Annotated in this window: 18 protein-coding genes and 1 pseudogene; 7 read left to right on the plus strand and 12 right to left on the minus strand. The window is 72.6% G+C overall.

The window, feature by feature from the left end:
* Nucleotides 1-122: 122 nt before the first annotated feature.
* The 6 genes and pseudogenes from LIU39_RS32985 to LIU39_RS33010 all read right to left on the minus strand — a co-directional run bounded on the left by LIU39_RS32985 (nucleotide 123) and on the right by LIU39_RS33010 (nucleotide 4730).
* Nucleotides 123-545 carry a PaaI family thioesterase gene (locus LIU39_RS32985; protein WP_227050639.1) on the minus strand — a complete coding sequence of 141 codons (423 nt, stop codon included), beginning with the start codon at nucleotides 543-545 and terminating at the stop codon, nucleotides 123-125.
* 137 nt (nucleotides 546-682) lie between these two features.
* Complete coding sequence (locus tag LIU39_RS32990) at nucleotides 683-1015, minus strand: hypothetical protein (RefSeq protein ID WP_227050640.1); 333 nt, start codon at nucleotides 1013-1015, stop codon at nucleotides 683-685.
* Between the two features lie 8 nt (nucleotides 1016-1023).
* Nucleotides 1024-1623: pseudogene (gene ribA / locus LIU39_RS32995) on the minus strand (GTP cyclohydrolase II); the annotation flags it as partial.
* 86 nt (nucleotides 1624-1709) lie between these two features.
* Nucleotides 1710-2501: a nitroreductase family protein gene (locus LIU39_RS33000; RefSeq protein ID WP_227050641.1), complete on the minus strand. Its 792-nt coding sequence runs from the start codon at nucleotides 2499-2501 to the stop codon at nucleotides 1710-1712.
* Nucleotides 2502-2583: 82 nt separating this feature from the next.
* The gene (locus tag LIU39_RS33005; protein ID WP_227050642.1) at nucleotides 2584-4125 is read right to left on the minus strand and encodes an AMP-binding protein; all 1542 of its coding nucleotides are present in this window, start codon (nucleotides 4123-4125) and stop codon (nucleotides 2584-2586) included.
* A gap of 389 nt (nucleotides 4126-4514) precedes the next feature.
* The gene (locus tag LIU39_RS33010) at nucleotides 4515-4730 is read right to left on the minus strand and encodes a hypothetical protein (protein WP_227050643.1); all 216 of its coding nucleotides are present in this window, start codon (nucleotides 4728-4730) and stop codon (nucleotides 4515-4517) included.
* A 553-nt stretch (nucleotides 4731-5283) separates the two neighbouring features.
* On the opposite strand from LIU39_RS33010, the gene LIU39_RS33015 reads away from it, so the two are divergent.
* The 7 genes from LIU39_RS33015 to LIU39_RS33045 all read left to right on the plus strand — a co-directional run bounded on the left by LIU39_RS33015 (nucleotide 5284) and on the right by LIU39_RS33045 (nucleotide 12865).
* Complete coding sequence (locus LIU39_RS33015) at nucleotides 5284-5772, plus strand: helix-turn-helix domain-containing protein (protein WP_227050644.1); 489 nt, start codon at nucleotides 5284-5286, stop codon at nucleotides 5770-5772.
* A complete protein-coding gene (locus LIU39_RS33020; RefSeq protein WP_372464135.1) occupies nucleotides 5762-6514 on the plus strand; it encodes a hypothetical protein in 753 nt (250 codons plus the stop codon). Before LIU39_RS33015 ends, LIU39_RS33020 begins: the two co-directional genes overlap by 11 nt.
* A complete protein-coding gene (locus LIU39_RS33025) occupies nucleotides 6507-7727 on the plus strand; it encodes an MAB_1171c family putative transporter (RefSeq protein ID WP_227050655.1) in 1221 nt (406 codons plus the stop codon). Before LIU39_RS33020 ends, LIU39_RS33025 begins: the two co-directional genes overlap by 8 nt.
* A 284-nt stretch (nucleotides 7728-8011) precedes the next feature.
* Complete coding sequence (locus tag LIU39_RS33030; protein ID WP_227050645.1) at nucleotides 8012-8218, plus strand: hypothetical protein; 207 nt, start codon at nucleotides 8012-8014, stop codon at nucleotides 8216-8218.
* Nucleotides 8215-10152 carry an ATP-binding protein gene (locus LIU39_RS33035; RefSeq protein ID WP_227050646.1) on the plus strand — a complete coding sequence of 646 codons (1938 nt, stop codon included), beginning with the start codon at nucleotides 8215-8217 and terminating at the stop codon, nucleotides 10150-10152. The genes LIU39_RS33030 and LIU39_RS33035 overlap by 4 nt, the downstream gene beginning before the upstream one ends.
* A 91-nt stretch (nucleotides 10153-10243) precedes the next feature.
* Nucleotides 10244-11500 (plus strand): cytochrome P450 family protein, encoded by a 1257-nt coding sequence (locus tag LIU39_RS33040; protein ID WP_227050647.1) that lies wholly within the window; start codon nucleotides 10244-10246, stop codon nucleotides 11498-11500.
* 198 nt (nucleotides 11501-11698) lie between these two features.
* Nucleotides 11699-12865: a D-alanyl-D-alanine carboxypeptidase family protein gene (locus LIU39_RS33045; protein ID WP_227050648.1), complete on the plus strand. Its 1167-nt coding sequence runs from the start codon at nucleotides 11699-11701 to the stop codon at nucleotides 12863-12865.
* A 9-nt stretch (nucleotides 12866-12874) separates the two neighbouring features.
* On the opposite strand, the gene LIU39_RS33050 is transcribed toward LIU39_RS33045, so the two are convergent.
* The 6 genes from LIU39_RS33050 to LIU39_RS33075 form a co-directional block, all read right to left on the minus strand.
* Nucleotides 12875-13441 (minus strand): DUF309 domain-containing protein, encoded by a 567-nt coding sequence (locus LIU39_RS33050; RefSeq protein WP_372464136.1) that lies wholly within the window; start codon nucleotides 13439-13441, stop codon nucleotides 12875-12877.
* 192 nt (nucleotides 13442-13633) lie between these two features.
* Complete coding sequence (locus LIU39_RS33055; RefSeq protein WP_227050649.1) at nucleotides 13634-14746, minus strand: TolB family protein; 1113 nt, start codon at nucleotides 14744-14746, stop codon at nucleotides 13634-13636.
* A complete protein-coding gene (locus LIU39_RS33060; protein ID WP_227050650.1) occupies nucleotides 14718-15995 on the minus strand; it encodes an MFS transporter in 1278 nt (425 codons plus the stop codon). Before LIU39_RS33060 ends, LIU39_RS33055 begins: the two co-directional genes overlap by 29 nt.
* 33 nt (nucleotides 15996-16028) lie before the next feature.
* A complete protein-coding gene (locus LIU39_RS33065) occupies nucleotides 16029-16976 on the minus strand; it encodes a metallophosphoesterase family protein (RefSeq protein ID WP_227050651.1) in 948 nt (315 codons plus the stop codon).
* A gap of 100 nt (nucleotides 16977-17076) precedes the next feature.
* Nucleotides 17077-17409 (minus strand): DUF427 domain-containing protein, encoded by a 333-nt coding sequence (locus LIU39_RS33070; protein WP_227050652.1) that lies wholly within the window; start codon nucleotides 17407-17409, stop codon nucleotides 17077-17079.
* Nucleotides 17410-17577: 168 nt separating this feature from the next.
* Nucleotides 17578-18846 carry an aspartate aminotransferase type Ic gene (locus tag LIU39_RS33075; RefSeq protein ID WP_227050653.1) on the minus strand — a complete coding sequence of 423 codons (1269 nt, stop codon included), beginning with the start codon at nucleotides 18844-18846 and terminating at the stop codon, nucleotides 17578-17580.
* Nucleotides 18847-19027 lie beyond the last annotated feature (181 nt).

Genomic DNA, 19027 nt, shown 5'->3' on the forward strand with positions numbered 1-19027 from the left:
GTCGGCGCCGACCGCACGGCCCCCCGCTGCCCGTCGCGCCCCGCCCTGTCTCCGCGCGGCGACGCGAAGGAGCCCGCCACCGGGACCGTCCGGTGGCGGGCTCCTGTCGTGCGCGGACACCCTCACCCCATCGGCCCCGGCACCGCCTCGTGCACCGGAGTCCCGTGGTCCGGGACGTTCAGCAACTGGACGGTGGCACAGCTCACCAGGCGGTTGCGCTCGTCGAAGACCTCCGCGGACCACAACTGCTGGGTGAGCCCGCAGTGGATGGGCACGGCGCAGGCGTGCAGCGTCCCGGAGACGACCGGCCGCATGTGGTGCATCTGCGTCTCGGCGCAGACGGCCGACCGGCCCTCGTCGGCGTTCAGCGCCCCGCCGGCGGACGCCGCGCTCTCCATGAGCGCCGCCAGAACACCGCCGTGCACCGCGCCCGCCGACCCGTGTATGCGCGGCGACAGGGACAGCGACGTGATCACGCGGCCCGCGGACAGCTCCTCGTACCGGATGCCGAGGAGGTCGTCGAGTGGGTGCGTCCGACGGGTCAAGGGTCCGCTCCATTCGGGGTGGGCACCATGTGGCGCCGCTGCATGAGGAGTTGGCGGATCGTGCGCTTCCGCGCGGGCCGCCGCGCACGGGCACGGCGGCCGGGAGACAGACGGGCCCGTGAAGGCCCCGCGGAGGATCAGATCCAGTCCGGCTGCTCCGGAGGGATCCGGCGCCCGTTGGCGATGAAGAAGGAGCGGATCACGTTGCCGCGGAAGAGCTGGCGGTTGCGCGGCCCGTCGAGCGCGGCGGAGAACTCCTTGACGCGGTCGCTGTAGAAGCCGCGCTTGCGGTACTTGCGGGTCTCCTCGTTGAAGATCTCGGCGATCATCTGATCGGGGGTCCTGCCGACGAACTCGGCGAACTCGGCGAGCGTGCCGAGCCTCGTGTCCCGGTCCTTCGGTTCGAGATCGGCGAGCTGCGCCGTGTACCGCTGGACGGTGATCAGGTCATGAAAGGTGGGGTCGGTCATGGTGTTCCTCAGCCGGCTTCGTCGATGTCGTCAAGGAGGTGCCCCATCCGGGACCGCTTGGTCCGCAGATAGCGCAGGCTCTCGTCATGGGGCGGCACGACCAGCGGCACGCGTGCGGACACCCGCACCCCGTGCCGGGCGAGCGCTGCCACCTTGTCGGGGTTGTTGGTGAGCAGCCGCACACCGGTGATCCCCAGGTCGCGCAGGATCGCCGCGCCTGCCCCGTAGTCCCGCCCGTCGACCGGAAGGCCCAGGGCCAGGTTGGCGTCCACGGTGTCCAGGCCGGTGTCCTGGAGCTGGTAGGCGCGCAGCTTGGCGGCGATGCCGATGCCCCGGCCCTCGTGGCCGCGCAGATAGATCACGGCGCCGGTGCCCGCGCCCGCGATCAGCCGCAGCGCCTCGTCGAGCTGCCCGCCGCAGTCGCAGCGCAGCGACCCCATGAGGTCCCCGGTGGCGCACTCGCTGTGCAGCCGGACCAGCGCGTCGGCCGCTCCGGACACCTCGCCCGCCACGAACGCGAGATGCTCCGAGCCGTCCGCCGCCGCGAACGCCAGGCAGCGCAGCTCACCGTGGACGGTCGGGATCCGTGCCTCGGCCAGCCGCCGGACCTCCTCGCGGCCGTCGGGGCGGGCCAGAGGCCGCGGCGTCCCCCACGCCCCGGGGGGTGCCGCGACCTCTGCTGTCAACTCATTCCTCACTCGGGAAGGCCGAACATCCCCGCGAGGGCTCGCAGTTCCGCCTTGCGGTGCGGGAGCGGCGCCGCGCTCTGGATCATGCCGGCCTCGGTCAGCTCGTCCACCACCTCGGGGTCACCCTGGATGCTGTTGCCCCAGGTGCCGTCGAAGTAGAGCTGCTCGAAGTCGGGACGCGGCCGCTGGCCACCCGCCTCGATGCTCTCTGCGGCGTAGCCGACCAGCTGGATCTGGGTCGGGATGACGCTGTCGGGCATCTTCAGCAGCTCGCGGATCTGGTCCCGGCGCCCGGTCACCAGGCCGGTGCCCAGGCCCTCGTCGGTGGCCGCGAGCAGTGCGGAGCCGACACCGAGACCGCACTCGAAGGAGCTGAGCCACTTGGCGAACTCGATGTCACCGGCCAGCACGTTGAAGTCCGGCGTCTTCATCACGACGCTGTCGACGAACTCCTCGCTCCAGCCGTAGCTGGAGGTCAGGGAGCCCGTCTCGATGAGCTTGAGCAGCGTCGGGCGCAGCGGCTCCCAGCCTGCCAGGTCGGTGCACCAGACGATGGCGACCGGCGCCTGGTGGGCCTGCGGCTGGTTGTAGACCGCGTCGATCAGGCCGTCGCGCACCGCGTCGGGCGTCTCGCCCTTGGTGACGACGACGGCCTTGCGGACCTCCTGGGCATTGCCGTGGTGCGACTGGAGCCGCGCCGCGTGCAGGATCTTCTGGATCTTCTGCTTCTCCACCGGGCGCCATGCCTGGTAGTAGCGGGTGGTCCGCCGAGTTCCTACCGTGCGCTTGAATTCCACGGGTGCTCCCTGATGTTGACGGATGAAAGCAGTACTGAGGGGACAGAAGGCGACGCCGACGGCCTCGGCCGCCACCGCCGGTTCAGCTGCCGCGAAGCAGGTGCTTGCGGATCTTGCCTACCGAAGTGCGTGGCAGTCCTTCGACGACCTCCACGCAGCTCGGAACCTTGAACGGCGCCAGTCTGGCCGCACACCACTCGATCAACTCGCTTTCTTTCAGCGGTAGTTGACCGTTGGTCACGACGAAGACCTTCACCGTCTCGTCCCGGATCGGGTCCGGAACCCCTACGACGGCCGACTCGAACACCGCGGGGTGCGCATTGACGACCCGCTCGATCTCGCTCGACGACACGTTCTCGCCGGCCCGTTTGATGACGTCCTTGCCGCGGTCCACGAAGTGCACGAAACCGTCGGCATCCACCCGGACGTGGTCGCCGGTGCGCAGCCAGCCGCCGCCGATCGCCGCGGCCGTCGCCCCGGGATCACCCAGGTAGCCGGACATCAGCGTCCGCCCCGGCACCCCGCCCACGAGCAGCTCACCGGTCTCCCCGCGTACGACGTCCCGCAGCCGCCCGTCCACCACCCGCAGCCGCGCACCCGGCACCGGGCGCCCCATGCTCTGGTTGCGGCGGCGTCCGTACAGGGGGTTCATCAGCGGCGGCGCGACGGTCTCGGTCATGCCGTAGAGCTGGACCAGCGGGGCGCGGAACCGCCGCTCGAACGACTGGAGTTGGTCATCGGTGACGTTCTGCGCGAACAGCACGGCCCGCAGCCGGTGCGCGATGTCGTGCTGCGTCGTCTGCTGCGCCAGGATCATCCGGATGGGCGCGGCGAACAGGCTCGCCACCGTGGCGTCGAGCCGGACGGCCTGCTCGGACCACCGGGAGGCGCTGAACCGCGGCGCCAGGGCGATCGACGCGCCGGTGACCAGCGCGGACATCGCGGAGTAGTACTGCGCGTTGCCGTGGAACAGCGGCAGCACGATCAGCTGCCGGTCCTCCGGGCGCAGCCGCAGCTGCCGGGCGACCACCTCGCCCGAGTGCAGATACGCCGCGTGCGGCACGACGACACCCTTGGGCCGGCTGGTGGTGCCGGAGGTGTACAGCACGCCGAGCGGCGCCGACGGATCGTCCGCGGGGCGCGCGGGCCGTACCGGCGCGGTGGCGAGCGCCCGCTCCAGCGAATCCGTCCCGGTCACCAGCAGCTGCTCGCAGCACGGGGAGGAGATGGCGGCGACCTGCGTGGTGGTGAGCAGGCCGGGCTCGGTCAGGCTCAGCCGGCATGCGGCGTGGGCGAGGACGTAGGCGAGTTCGTCGGCCGTGGAGAGCGGGTTGGTGGGGACCATCACGGCGCCCGCCTTGGCCGCGCCGAACCACGCGTCGAAGAATTCGGGGCGGTTGGTCAGATGGACGTGGAAGCGTTTGCCGGGGCCGATGCCCCGGCTCGCCAGCAGGTCGGCCATCCGCTCGGCGCGCCGGTCCATCTCGCCGTAGCTGATGGTCGTGACCGCATTGGACTCGTCCAGGAAGGAGAGGAACGGGCGCTCCGGATGGCTCCGGGCGCGACGCCGCAGGACGCCGGCGACGGTGTCCTGTCCAGGGGTGCTCTGCCGTAGTGGTTGCACGTCGACAAGAGTCGGGTCCGCACATCAGCGCCCTCGTAACGAACCATCAACTCGCTGTTAACGGAGGGGGATAGGCGCTGCGCGGCGGGCCGCAGGGGCGGCGTCCGGACAGCACGAAGCCCCCGGCCGGGAGCGGGAAGCTCCGACAGGGGGCCTGGAGGGCGGGGGAGGGAGAGAGGGAACGGAATAGGAGGTTCCGCAGTCGGGGGCGGGCCCGCAGGGCCGGAGTCGGGGGTACTCCCGGGCCCGCCCCCTCTGGGCATCGGCCCGCCGTCAGGGGGGAACGGGGCCGACATGGCGTGCTCCGCGGCGGCGACCGGTACCGGAGGGGGAGGGCGCCCCGGAACCGCTGCGCCGCCGACCGCCGCGGAGCGGTCAGGAAAGCCCGCTCAGGGCAGCGCCGGGGGCGCCGCGCGGTGCGGCCCGGCGGGCGGCTGGAGCGGGGGAAGGGCGCCCTGGTCGCCGCACCGCACGCACCTGCACGGCGGGAACGCCATGCTGACCTGCGGCAGTTGGGGCGGCGCCGTCGCCTGCGGAACCGTCAGCGCGCTGACGTCGGTGCGCCGGCGGGTATCGGGATCGACCCGGTACACGGTGATCGTCATGCCTGCCACGGCGCACCGCCCCGAAGGCGCCGGGCCGACGGCACGGCGGGAGAGGCCGGCCGCGCGGCGGGACGGCACAAACACGGTGCACGGAACACGGGTGATCCTCTCCTCGGTGGGGGACGGCGGGACGGGCGGGAGGCTGCCGTCGTGATCGCCGTCGGGGGAGGGACGGGGCGGACGGCAGGGAGTGCGGCGACACCCCTGGCCCGGCGGGTCCTTCCGGCTGCCCCCATTGAAGCGCCGCGACGCAACGGCCTGCACCCCCTCCTGGGGGGGACGGGTGAGGAAGCGGAACCCGGGGCACGCGCCGGATCCCGGGCCGACTCAACTCCCCGTTAAGGAGGCAACACTGCGCCGCTGCCCGATCCTGTCTCCCAACTGTCCGTATCGGCACTGGTGCGGAGTGATCGAGCCGTGACAGGATGTGCTCAGGGAACCTGGCGGACTTAACCGGCCGTTGGGAACCGTCGGGGGCGGCGCCGGGCAGCCGGGGAGCGACGTACGCACCACTGTCCGCGGGCCGGCGAGCACGGGCAAGGGACGGTGGGGGATGGCTGCGGCAGACGGCGAAGGGGCGCAGAAGGAACGGGGCATGCTGGGCGACCGGCTGGGCCGGCTCTTCACGCACATGCACCCGCCGGGAGCGCCCTACACCAACGCGTACGTCGCCGAGGAGATCAGCGGCGACGCGGAGGCGTACGGCGGCGTGCGCCTCACCGAGCAGTACCTCTCGATGCTGCGCAACGGCAAGCGCACCAATCCCTCGCCCGAAGTCCTCAGAGCGCTCGCCAAGTTCTTCGGGGTGCCGGTCGGCTATCTCCTCGGGGACCTCTCGAAGCCGCAGGCGGAGCGCGTGGAGGAAGAGGTCCGCTTCCTCGCCGCCATGCGCGACCAGCGGGTCCGCGCCATCGCGCTGCGCTCGGTCGGCCTGCCGCCCGAGGTGCAGGACAGCCTGACCACCATCATCACCCAGTTCCGCCGGCAGATGGACCTGCCGGCCGACCTGCCGGACCAGGGCGGTGAGGTCCGTGACCGGTGAAGCGGTGCGGACCGTCGAACCCGACCGGATCTTCACCACCTGGCGGCGGGCCGAGCACGACGACGGGATGAGTATGCGACTGGGGCAGATACGCCGGCGGTGCAAGCAGCTGATCAAGGAGCTGGCGCTGCCCGCCGCGATCGATCTGCGGGGAATGTGCGACATCGTCGGCGCGCGGGTCGAACGGCCGGTCCACATGGTGCCGATGAGCCTCGGCGGTGTGGTCTCGGGCATGACGGCCGCGACGGACGACGCCTACTGGGTCTTCTACGAAAGCCGCACCTCCGCCTGGCACCAGGCGCACATCGTGCTGCACGAACTCAGCCATCTCCTCCTGGGGCACGCCCAGGACCCCGCCGTCACCGAGGACGCCCTGCGGCTGTGGACCCCGTCGGTCGACGCCGCGACAGCCATCAAACGGATGGGCCTGACCGTCGGCTTCGCCCGCCACCACGGCTACGACAACCCCGCCGAACGCGAGACCGAGGTGCTGGGCACGCTGCTGATGGAACGGGTGGCCCCGCCCGCCCAGGAGAACGAACTTCCGCTGGAGGGCCAGGCAGCCGTACTGGCAGCCACACTCGGGCCCGCCCTGCAACACCTCAGGCAGCAGGGGGAGGAGCGGCCCGGGACGGCGGACCTCCGCGCCACAGGTGCCACCGGAACCGCAACCGAAGCCGCAGCGACCACCGACGACGGCGCTCCCGGCAGCGGCACCCTCGGCGGTGACCCCCGTGTTTGACGTCATCTACCTCTGCTTCGCCGCCGTCGCCTGGACGATCGTCGGCTACAAAGCCGTCGCCTGGTTCCGTGACCGTGGCAACGCCGACCTGGGCCTGGCCTGCGTCATGACCGGCGGCGTCGCCACGGTCTTCCTGTTCTCCGCCCCCAGCCTCTACCGCGGCTTCGACCGGCTCCTTGGCGTGGCCAACCTCGCCATGGTCTTCCTCTACTCCGCCGTCGTGGTGTTCGCCGTCGGCGCCCAGGTGCTGTTGCTGCGCTGGGCGGCAGGCGAAGGAACCGACAGGCGCGCCCGCGCCCGCACGCGGGCCCGCCGGACCGTCGCCGCCGTCGCCGCGCTGTGGGCGGTGGCCGTCACCGGCTTCGCCGTCGGCCGTCCTGACGCCGTCGAGCACCCCCGCGACTTCAGCACCGCCTACACCGGCTCTCCCGGCGTGATGCTCTTCCTGGGGCTGTATTTGGCCATCTTCGGAGCGAGCCTGGCGGGCCTCGGCACGCTCTGCCCGCGCTACGCCGCCAGGCTCGGTGGATCCTGGCTGGCCCGCGGCCTGCGGGTGCTCTCCGCCGGCTGCTGGCTCGGCCTGGTCTACTGCGCCTGCAAGCTGACCGGCTTCGCCCTGTCCTGGGCGGGACACCCCGCCCGCTGGCTCTCCAACGGCGTGGCCCCGCTCAGCGCATCCGTCGCCGCGATCCTCGTCCTCGCCGGATTCGCGCTGCCCGCCGTCGGCCCGCGGGCTGCCGCCTGGCGCCGCCTGCGCCGCCTCACACCCCTCTGGCGCCTCGTCACCGCGCAGGCCCCCGAGGTCACGATGGACGGCGCGCCCTGGCCTGGACACTGGCCGTTCGCCGACCTGGAGTGGCGGGCCAACCGGCAGATGGCGGAGATCCGGGACATCCAGCGCGGCATCCGGCGCCACGTCGAGTCCGACGCCCTCGACATCGCCTGCGAACGGGCCCGCGCCGTGGTGCCGGACGAGCGACAGCTGGCGGCCGTCGCCGAGGCCGCCGCGCTGCGCCGCGGACTGGAGAACCGCGCGGTGGGCCACGTCCCCGCACACGGCGCCGACAGCGTGGTCGTCGCCGGTCCCGGCTCATCGGCCCAACTGTCCGCCGAATACGAGCACTTGGCGCTCGTCGCGGATGTCTTCCACTCGCCGCTGATCGACACCGTGCTCACCGAACTGCGCCAGCGCGGCGCGGTGTCACGCGACTGATCCGCGGCACCCAGACGGGGTGGCCCGGCACGGGGGTCCGGGCCGCCCGCACCACACCGGCGGCACCGGCATCGATGCCGGTGCCGGTGCCGCCAGTGTCCGGGAGCGCACCCGCGCCGGAGCGCACGGCATGGTGCGCAGAGGGTTGCTGACTGCGTGGGGAACGGGCTGTACTGGTGCCCGACGGCGTCCGGGCAGGCTCGCCACAGCTGGTGTGCCTCCGTTTGCGGACGGACCTTAACGCGGAAGAGACCGCAGTTCGGTGCAGCGACCACGGGGGAAACGTGTCGGATATCGATGTCATGCCCAATCGGATCAAGCCCAATCGGATCAAGCCCGGTCGGATCAAGTCCGGTCGGATCAAGTCCGGTCGGATCAAGTCCGGTTGGTCCGGGCCCGCGGCCGGTGCCGCCGCGTGCGCGAACGTCACCAGAAACGTCACCGGGACCGTCTCGACCGGAGGCCGCACGACGCTCACCCGGCGCCGGTGACCGCCGAGGCCGGGGCGCCCGAGGGCCCCACACCGCCTGTGCCGGACGAGCCGAGGGTCGAGGTCCACGGCGACAACACCGGCGTCATCAGCATCGGCTCCCACAACGTCATCTACCAGAACTTCGGCTTCGTCAAGATCCCCAGCGTGCAGGACCTTCCTCTGCCCGCGCCCCCGGTGCTGCCCGCCCCCGCCCGTGCGGACCTGTTCGGCCGCGCCGAACTCGTCGCACAGGTCGTCGGGCAGCTCGCCGAGGGAACCAGCGTGCAGCTGTACGGGGAGCGGGGCGTCGGGAAGGAGGCGGTGGCCGATGCGGTGCACCGCGAGCTGGCCGCGGGCGGCAGACGCGGCCACGTCCTGCGCCCCCGCACCGGAGAGGACGGCACGCTGGACGTGCTGTACGACCGGCTGGCCAAGGTGTTCTCCGGCCAGAACTTCCTGCGCGAGGTCGACGAGACGATGCTGCACGCGGCCGTGGCCGACGTCACCGACGTGCACATCACCGTCATCGACAGCACCCTGAACCGGCAGGACCTGGCCCGGCTGCTCCAGACCTTCCCCGGCTGCACGTTCCTGTTCACGTCCCCGTACCCGACCCTGCCGGGCTCCGCGGCCGCCCACCACGTTCAGCCCCTGTCACCGGCCGCCGCGACCGAGCTGCTCAGCGCCGAGCTGGGGCTGCCGCTGGGCCCGGCCGGCCTGCAGAACCTCCAGTTCGACCACGCCTACCGGATGTCCGGCGGCAAGCCCCAACGCCTGTGCCAGTACGCGGCGTTCATCAAGGGATCCGACGAGTGGCGGGCCAGGGAGGCCAGGGAGCCGTACGACCAGCCGCCGCCGGTCGACCCGGCGCAGCTGAGCCCGCTGCACCAGGCCGAGGCCCTGACCGTCGCCCTGAGCGAGCCGGCCCGTCGCGTGCTGGTCGCCCTGGCGACGTTCGGCACGCCGCTGCCCGCCGCCTGGTTCGCACCGGTCACCGGAGAGCCGCAGGACGCGGACGCCGGGCCGGAACTCCACGACCGCCGCCTGGTGACGTACCACGGCGACACCTACCACCTCACCGAGGACGCCGCCGCCGCGGTCCGCCACCAGAACTGGGCCGCCGCCGATGCGGCCACCGCTGCGCAAGGGCTGATGGCGGCCTTCGACGCGCCGGACGCGCCGCCGAGCCCGGACGCACACCTCCTCCTGGCCGTCGCCCGCGCCCTGCGCGATACCCGTCAGTGGGCGCCGGCCAGCCGCTTCGTCCGGGCCGCCGTGCCGATCGCGCTCGCCGAGGGCCGCGGACAACTGGCCTTGCAGCTCTACGTGCTGGGCAAGGCCGCCGCCACCCGCAGCGGCATGAAGGACGACCTCAAGCACTACGTCCGCAACGAGAAGCTGACCCGCAACCTGCTGGAGGGCGACAAGGCCGCCGCGGCCGCCGCCCTCCTGGTCCTCACCCCGGCCGTCGGCCACGCGGCCGCACACGGCGGCAAAGTGGCCGGCTACCTCGGCAAACTCACCGCCACCCTCTCCACCAAGGCGGGTGTCACGGTGGCTGCGGTGTCCGTCGCGGCCGTCACCGCCACGGGCGTGGTGGTGGCGACGAGCGGGCCGCCCGCGGGCTGCGACGAGGCGCACCAGGTCAGCGAGGTCGGCCCCGACCGGTTGAAGGCCGTGCGCACCTCGCCCGACCTCGTCGCCCTCTACCGCCACGACGCGACGGACCTGGGCGCCGCCGCCGCGAAAGCCACCGACACGGAGGTGAAGTCCACGCTCCAGCAGCAGGCGGACGAGGCGGCGAGCCTGGCCGACAAGCAGCAGCGCGACGGCGACGGCCTCGGCCCCGACGTCCATCCCGACGTCCGGGCCGCCCTCATGATGGGCAAGGCGACGACTCACAACATCCAGGTGGTGAGCGCCGTCATGAAGGTCTGTCCCACCGACAACTGACCGCGCCACGGAGGCGGAAGGCGGCCCGGAATGTCCCGGGCCGCCACCTCTCCGAGCCCTGTCCGCCGGACAGGCTCTAGGGTCGAACACCATGCAGAACACCGCCGACACCGGCCCCGCCACCACCATCGACGTGACGCCCCTCCTCGACGATCCGCACGCCGCGTACGCCGCGCTGCGCGAGAGCGGGCCCGTCCACCGCATCACCGCCCCCGACGGGCAGCCGGCCTGGCTGGTCACCCGCTACGACGACGTGCGCAGTGCACTCGCCGACCCGCGGCTCTCGCTGGACAAACGCCATGCCGCACCGGGCAGTTACCGCGGCTTCGCGCTGCCGCCCGCCCTGGACGCCAACCTCCTCAACATGGAACCGCCGGACCACACCCGGGTGCGCAGGCTGGTGGTGAAGGCGTTCACGGCGCGCCGTGTCGAGGCCCTGCGCGCGCCCGTGCGGCAGGTCGCCGACGAGCTGCTCGACGCGATCGAACCGGCGGGCCGCGCGGACCTGATCGCCGACTACGCGGGCCATCTGCCGATCACCGTCATCTGCGACCTGCTCGGCGTCCCCCGGTCCGACCGCCGCGACTTCCGCGCCTGGACCGACACGCTGATCACCCCCGACCCCGCCCGCCCGCAGCTGATGAAGCAGACGGTCGGCGAGCTGACGGCCTACTTCACCGGACTGATCGCCACCAAGCGCGCCCACCCCGCCGACGACCTGCTCTCCGAACTGATCGCGGTCCGCGACACCCAGGACGGAGACGGTGCCGCGGCCGGGGAGGAGGCCGGGGCCGCGCCCGGCGGCGACCGGCTCACCGAGGACGAACTGACCTCCCTCGCCTTCCTGATCCTGTTCGGCGGATACGAGAACACCGTGCACCTCATCGGCAACGCCGTCCTGGCCCTGCTCGACCACCCCGAAAAGCTCCGGCAGTTGTGCCACGATCCGGACGAACTCCCGTCCTTTCTCGAAGAGTTGATGCGCTACGAGCCATCGGCCCCGCTGGCCATCCGGCGCTTCCCGCGCGAGGACCTGGAGATCGGCGGCGTACGCATCCCGGCAGGCGACTGCGTACTGCTCTCCCTCGCCTCCGCCAACCGCGACCCCGCCCGCTTCCCCGCCCCCGACACCCTGGACCCCGGCCGCGACCTCTCCGGACACCTCGCGCTCGGCCACGGCATCCACTACTGCCTGGGGGCGCCGCTCGCCCGGATGGAGACGGCGACGGCGCTGGCCGCGCTGATCGAGCGTTTCCCCGGGCTGCGGCTCGACGTGCCGCGCGAGGAGCTGCGCCACCGGCGCACGCTGCGTGCACGTGGCCTGATTTCGCTCCCCGTCGCGTGGTAATCCGAAGACGAACAAGTTTTCTGCGGCGTAAGTGTTCAGTCATGCGGTAGAAAGGTGTGGAGGCCCGCCCGGTGTGCATCCCCCGTCGCACCGGGCGGGTCGCTGTGCGTCCGCGACACGCCGGTGACGGATGCCGTTGCTTGGGCCGTCTGGCGCAGCGGCCCTGCGCGGGGCCCCGGCGCTTTCTAGCGTGACGGCATGGCAATCGACGCGCTTTCCCGGAAGGCCGGTGCGCTGGCGGTGATCGCCGCCACCGGCCTGTCCCTGGCTTTCATACCGGCCCCGGCCCTCGCAGGCACCCCCGCACACCGCCCTCCCGCGCCGGCCACAGCCGGGGTGCAGGTGGCCGACGCCCCCGACGTGCCGAAGCTGCCGGACGGACTCTCGGCCCTGTCCTGGGCGGTCACCGACGCCGAGTCGGGCAGCGTCCTTGCGGCCAAGGACCTGCATCGCAGGCTGCCGCCCGCCAGCACCCTCAAGACGCTGTTCGCCGTCACCGCCCTGCCGAAGTTCGCCGCCGATTCCGTCCGCCAGGTCAGCGCCGCCGACCTCGAAGGCGTCGGCGCGGGCAGCAGCCTCGTCGGGGTGACGGAGGGCGGCAGTTACACGGTGGCCGACCTGTGGCGCGGCGTCTTCCTGCGGTCGGGCAACGACGCGGTGCACGTCCTGGCGTCGATGAACGGCGGCTGGGACGCCACGGCCCGCGAGATGCAGCAGAAGGCCCGCTCGCTCGGCGCCGAGGACACGACGGTGCAGTCCCCTGACGGCTACGACACGCCGGGCCAGGTGTCCTCCGCCTACGACCTGACCGTCTTCGCCCGCGCCGGGCTCGCCAACGCCGACTTCGCGCGCTACTGCTCCACCGCGCAGGCCGACTTCCCCACCGCGAGCGGCGTCACCCGGATCGAGAACACCAACCGGCTGTTGTCCGGCGCCGGCGGGATGACCCGCTACCCGGGGATCATCGGCGTCAAGAACGGCTACACCACCAACGCGGGCAACACGCTGATCGCCGCCGCCAGGCGGGACGGCCACACCCTGCTGGTGACCGTCATGAACCCGCAGTCCGGACAGGCCAACGGCGTCTACAAGGAAGCCGCTTCCCTGCTGGACTGGGGATTCGAGAGCGTGGACAAGGCCGAACCCATCAGCTCGATGACCCGCGCCGTCGCCCAGAGCCCCCAGGTGCAGCCGGCGGCGCACACCACGCAGACCGACGAGCGGGGCGGCTCGCCGTGGCGCGACGCGCTGGCTCTGTGGGCCGGGGGCATCGGCGCGACGGTGCTCGCCATGGGCGCCGCGGTGGCCTGGCGGCTGCACGCCAGGCGCCGGGCGGCCGCGGCACGCCGCCCGGAAGTCCCGTAGCCGGGTAGCTCAGCGGCGCAGCCGCGGGGCAGTGGCGGCCGCCGGAACCGGCGCCTGCGGCGGCTGCCGCCGCCCCCGGGTCAACTCCCGGGCCCAGGCGGTCAGCCCGGCGATGTCGATGCCGTACGGCGCGGTGTTCGCGTACGGGGCGAGGGCCGCGGCGCCGCGGTCGAGCAGTGCGGCGCCGCCGGTGGCGTTGCCGCGGGCGGCGTGCGTGAGGCCGACGGCCAGCTGGGCCAGGCCGCGCCACAGTTCACGCTCCGGTTCCGGCGCCGCCTTCCAGGCGTCCTCCAGCACCTCGTGGGCGTGGAACGGCATCCCCTCGTCGAGCAGCCGCTGTGCCTCGGCGAGCGAGGCGTGCGGCGGGCGCACCACTCCCTCGGGCTGCCGCGCCACGCCGGGTGTGCCGTACGGCAGCGGCCGGCCGAGCCCGTCACGCGGCCTGGCATTGCGGGCCTTGCCCTGCGCGTCACGGTCCCGCCGGCGCGACGGGGTGCCGCCCGCTGCCTCGGTTGCTGCCTCGGCTTTCCCGGCCGCGCAGTACCGGCAGCCGCCGTCGCCCGGCCGGTCGTCGATCCGGCCGCAGCGGTCGCAGACCCGGTCAAGCCAGCAGGCCGGATCGCCGCCCTCGTTCCGGCCGGTGGCCGCGGCAGCCGCCGGCCTGCCGTCGCCGCGTGCCCCGGTCCGTTCGTTGCCCATCTCCGCGTCGTTCACCCTTCGATTGTGCGCCGCGGGCCCGCCGTACGTCCTTCCGGGGGCGGAGCCGTTTCAGGGCACCCGGGACGGGGACGAGGCGTCCGGTACGCGCAGGGCGGGGGAGCCGTGGCCGTCGGCGGGGACGGTCCAGATGTCGCTGCTTCCGCTCTCCTTGCCGGGCAGCGCGTAGGCCAGCGTGCCGTCGTCGAGCCAGGCGGCCTGGTCGTCCACGCTGCGGGTCTCGGCGAGCGGCCGCTCGCGGTGGGTGCGCAGGTCGAGGACGTACAGCCGCCAGGGCGCGCGGGCGCCTTCGCGGACCCGCTTCTTGAAGGCGATGCGGGTGTTGTCGGGGGAGAGGGACGGGCACTCGACGTTCTCGCGGAGGGTGTGCGCGGTCCATTTCCGCAGGTTGCCCTGGACGAGGTAGGTCGAGCCCTGGGTGGAGACGGTCGCGTAGAAGGTGTTGTCGTCGCGGGCGAAGCTGACGCCCCAGTAGTTGACGTCCGGGGAGTGGTAGCGGCGGCCGTCGAGGGCGAGCGGGATCTCCTCCATGTTCTTGATGAGGTAGCCGGTGCGGGTGTCGAGGATCGAGGTGCGGGTGGAGAAGGACGTGGTGGCGTAGGAGTCGCCGGTGGCGAACATCGTCCAGGACAGCATCCGTCCGGACGCCGAGACCCGGGCCCGGTTGGGGATGCCGGTCAGCGCGATCCGGCGTTTCTCGCGCAGCTTGCCGTCCAGGACCACGGCGTAGGACGTCGGCGGGATGCCGGGGCGGCGCTGGAGGCACAGGGCGGTGCCGGCGGCCGCGTAGAAGCGTTCGCAGCGGGGGCCGCCCGTCGTGCGCCGCTGACCGGAGGTGCGGTCGGTCGCGGGGGTCGCGCGGGCGGCCGGGGCGGGCAGGTGGGCGATCCGGCCGGAGCCCGCGCCGGTGCTGCGGAAGTACAGCTGCCCGTGGCCGATGCCGAACGCCGATACGGGGTCGGCGGGTTCGGCCTGGCGGACGGCTCCCACGGTGTAGGCGACGGCGATGCCCGCCAGGATCACGCCGGCGACGGCCACGGCGGTGATCCGGGCGCGCAGCGACGGGGTGCCGGTGCGGCGGGCGGCACGGACCGCGGGGCTTTCCGGCGGTGCGGACGGCGCCGGGCGCACCGCCTCACGGAGCGGACGGTTCGGTGGGTTCATGCGCGGGACGGTGCCTTTCCGTGCGGGGGAGCAGGACGGCGGACACGGCCAGCGCCACGGCCAGTGCGAGGACCGCGGCGAGCAGCGCCGGGCGGGTGCCCCAGAGCGTCCAGGCGGCGCCGAAACCGGCGGCCGCCAGCAGCCGGCACAGCGCCTGGCCGGTCTGGAGCAGCGCCATGCCGCTCGCCCGGCGTGCGGCGGGCAGCACAGGACCGGCCAGCGCCATCAGCACGCCGTCGGTGGCCGCGTAGAACACGCCGAGCAGCAGCAGGACGGCGGCCAGCAGCGGCAGCCCGGCCTCGGTCGTCAGCAGCAGGAGGTAGCCGCCGAGCAGCGCCGCATGGCCGCAGAGGAACGGCACCCGGCGCCCGATGCGGTCGCCGAGACGGCCCGCGGGCACGGCCAGCAGCAGGTAGACGGCGGCGGCCCCCAGCGGCAGCAGCGGGAACCAGCTGACCGCGAACTCCAGCCTGCGTTGCAGCAGGAGGTACAGGAACGCGTCGCCGATGGTGGCGGCCCCGAGCAGTGCTGCGGCGGCGAAGATGCGCCGGAACGCGGGGTCGCGCAGCGGTGCGAGGAGCGCGGTACGGGGCTTGGGCGCGGCCGTCGGGGTGGGCCGGGGCGCGGGCAGTGCGGCCCGTCCCGGTACGAAGGCGACCAGCATGAGGACGCCCAGCAGGCCGGTGCAGAAGCTCACGACGAAGACCGCGTCGTAGGCGTCGGCGGTGGCCCACAGCAGGGCGAAGGCGGCGAGCGGGCCGAGCAGCGCGCCGGTGGTGTCCATCGCGCGGTGCACGCCGAAGGCCCGGCCGAGCGCGTCGGGCGGGGCGCTCAGCGAGATCAGCGCGTCGCGGGGTGCGGTGCGTACGCCCTTGCCGATCCGGTCGGCGGCGAGCGAGGCGCCGATGCCGAGGGTGCCGCCGCCGGCGAGCAGCAGCCCGATGCGGGAGAGGGCGGAGAGCGCGTAGCCCCAGCCCGCGACGAGTTTGTGCCGTCCGCCGCGGTCGGCCGCGTGCCCGCCGAGGAGCCTGACGAGCGCGGTCACGCCGTTGTAGAGGCCGTCGAGGAAGCCGAACTGGAGCGGGGAGAGGCCGAGTTGGATGACGAAGTAGAGGGGCAGCACGGCGGTGACCATCTCGGATGAGATGTCGGTGACGAGGCTGACCGCGCCGAGGGCCAGGACCGGCCCTCCGACGCGGCCGCGCGTCACCTTCGCCGTGGCGGCCGCGTCCGTGGTCGCGAGATACATGGCGTGGAGTCCGTGGACCGCGGCGGCCGCCGGTCAGTGGCACTCGTAGGACGGGCTGCTGTCCTTCGTCTTGCCGTCCGTGCCGATCAGGTTCCAGGAGAATCCGGTGTCGGTGAAGTTCAGCTTCACCACCCCGAAGGTGTTGGTCAGCCGCTTCTCGCTGTTGGGCTGGACCTCTTCGATCTTGTACGGGTGGGCGCCGCCCATGCCGCCGAGGAGTTCGACGATGCCGTTCGCGTCCCGCTTGCCGTCCGGGTTCTGCGGGGCGAACCGCTCGTAGTGGTGGTCGTGGCCGTTGAGGATCAGGTCGGCCTTGGCCTTGTAGAGCTGCTTCCACACCGGCTTGCTGACCGGGTCGTTGCCGTGTTCGCCGGACGAGAAGAGCGGGTGGTGGAAGTAGGCGGCCACGCACTTCTTGGAACTGGCCGCGAGGTCGTCCTTGAGCCAGGCGAGCTGCGCCTTGTCGAGGTCGTTGGTGTTCAGCGCGATGAAGTGCCAGTTGCCCTGGTCGAAGCTGTAGTAGGGCTTGCCGTGCGGGTAGGCGATGGCGCCGAAGTAGGACTTGTAGCCCGCGAGTTCGCCGTCCGGGTCGTAGGTCTCGTGGTTGCCGGGGATGGGGTGCGTCTTGTCCTTGAACTTGCCCCAGGTCGTGTCGTAGTAGCGCGTGAAGTCCTTGATCCGGGCGTCGTCGTACTGGTTGTCGCCCATGGTCAGCACGAACGCCGGGTTGATCTTCTCCACCAGCGCGGCGGTCTTGGGGTGTTCGCAGTCGCTGTCGCTCGCGGTGCACTGCTCGGCGATGTCGCCGGCGGCGACGGCGGTGAAGCCCCCGGCCTGTGGGCGGTCGGGCGCCGCGTCGGCGCGGCCGGCCGGCGACCACAGCAGCGCGCCGCCGAGCAGCGCGAGGGCTGCGCCGGCGGCGGGGATGCCGATGCGGGGGTTGGTGAGCCGGTGCTTCCTGGCGCGGGGGGTGTGCGTCATATCCGTCTCCTGGGTCGGCGACACAAGCCGTCCCGAGGAATCCTGGCGGGCGGTCATGTACCCGTCAAGACGCCTGCCCCTGTATTGTTAGGAAACTTTACTACTCGCTCGTGACGGTGGCATCGAAGAAGCACAAGTACCCCTGGATTCCGGCCACTTCGGGCTTCGGCTCGGGATACGACCACACCAGATCCGCCGTGCCGTCGGGCAGCGACCAGTACGAGGCGGTGCCCTTGAACGGGCAGTGTGTCCGTGTCGGTGACGGCGTCAGCAGTTCGGTGCGCACGTCCTGCGGCGGCAGGTAGTAGCGCACCGGATATCCCGTCTCGTGCAGCAGCAGCGGCCGGCGGCTGTCGGCCAGCAGCACCCCCTCGTGCTCGACGCGGACGTGGTCGGTGCCCTGCTCCACCGTGATGCGGTGTCCTTCGGCCATGGTCTTCCTCCCGATCGGCTCAGGATGTCCCTGAGATCGTCGTGCCGGTGAACCCGCAGTGTGCCCGCCCGCCCCGGGGACCGCGCCCCGCCCGCCCCGAACGGCCGAATCCGGCGCCCGCCCGCCCCGTGAAGGGGAGGCGCGACGCCGGATCCGGCGGGAAGACGGTCAGGCGGCCCGCTGCTCGTACCCCACAAGACGCACGCAGACGGCGAGGCCCGTGATGGCCTGCTCCAGCTCCGCGAGGCCCGGGTAGCTGGGCGCGATCCGGATGGTGGCGTCGCGCGGGTCGTTGCCGTACGGGTGGGTGGCGCCGGCCGGGGTCAGCACGATGCCCGCGTCGGCGGCGCGGCGCACGACCTCCTTGGCGCAGCCGTCCGGCACCTGAAGGGTCACGAAGTAGCCGCCCTCGGGCGAGGTCCAGGTGGCCAGGCCGGTGCCGCCCAGCTCGGCGTCCAGGATCCGGGCCACCGCCTCGAACTTGGGCTGGAGGAGGGCGCGCTGGCGCTCCATGTGGGCCCGCACGCCGTCGGCGTCCTGGAGGAACAGCACGTGCCGCAGCTGGTTGATCTTGTCGGGGCCTATCGACCGCGCGGCGTTGTTGCCGAGCAGCCACTGCACGTTCGCGGGCGACGAACCGAAGAAGGCGACCCCCGCGCCCGCCAGGGTGATCTTCGAGCTGGAGCCGAACACGAACGCCCGGTCGGCGTTCCCGGCCTCGGCGCAGGCGGCGAGCAGATCGGCGATCTCGACGGGCTCGTCGGTCAGGTGGTGGGCCGCGTAGGCGTTGTCCCAGAAGATCCGGAAGTCGGGTGCGGCGGTCTCCATACGGGCCAGCCGCGCCACGGTCTCGTCGCTGTAGCAGACGCCGTCCGGGTTGCTGTACTTCGGGACGCACCAGATGCCCTTGACCGCCGGGTCATCGGCGACGAGCCGCTCCACGACGTCCATGTCCGGGCCTTCGGCGGTCATCGGCACGGGGATCATGTCGATCCCGAACCGCTCGCAGAGCGCGAAGTGCCGGTCGTAGCCGGGCACCGGGCACAGGAACGCGATCCGCTCCTGGTCCACCCAGCGCGACTCGGCGCCCGGCAGCACGCTCAGCAGGGCGTGCACCAGGCTGTCGTGCATCAGCTCCAGGCTGGAGTTCCCGGCCGCGAGCAGCTGCCCGGCCGGCACCTGGAGCACTCCGGCGAAGATCTCCCGCAGCTCGGGCAGCCCCTGAAGGCCGCCGTAGTTGCGCAGGTCCGTGCCGTCGGCGGAGGTGTACCGGCCGTGCGGCAGGCTCAGCAGGTCGTCGGAGAGGCCGAGCTGCTCCGGGGCCGGCTTGCCCCGGGTGAGGTTGAGCGAGAGCCCGCGCCCCGAAAGGTCCTGGTAGTCCTGGCGGGCGCGCTCCAGGAGCCCGGTCAGGGTGTCGGGGCTCAGCTCGGTGGTCATGGTGTGTCCTCTCGCGGGTGCCGCATGGATCGGGATGGCGCCTGCCGAGGATACAAACCCGCAGGGAGGGGGCGACCAGGAGCCCGGTGCGGTACGGGCGGCGGGGGCGTCATGCCGCCGCCCGTTCCGCCCCGGGCACCGCCGGAGTGGCCCTGGGTAGGCGGGGGGAGTGGCCGGCCTG

The organism is Streptomyces pinistramenti (genome assembly GCF_020564935.1).
GTDB classification, from domain to species: domain Bacteria; phylum Actinomycetota; class Actinomycetes; order Streptomycetales; family Streptomycetaceae; genus Streptomyces; species Streptomyces pinistramenti.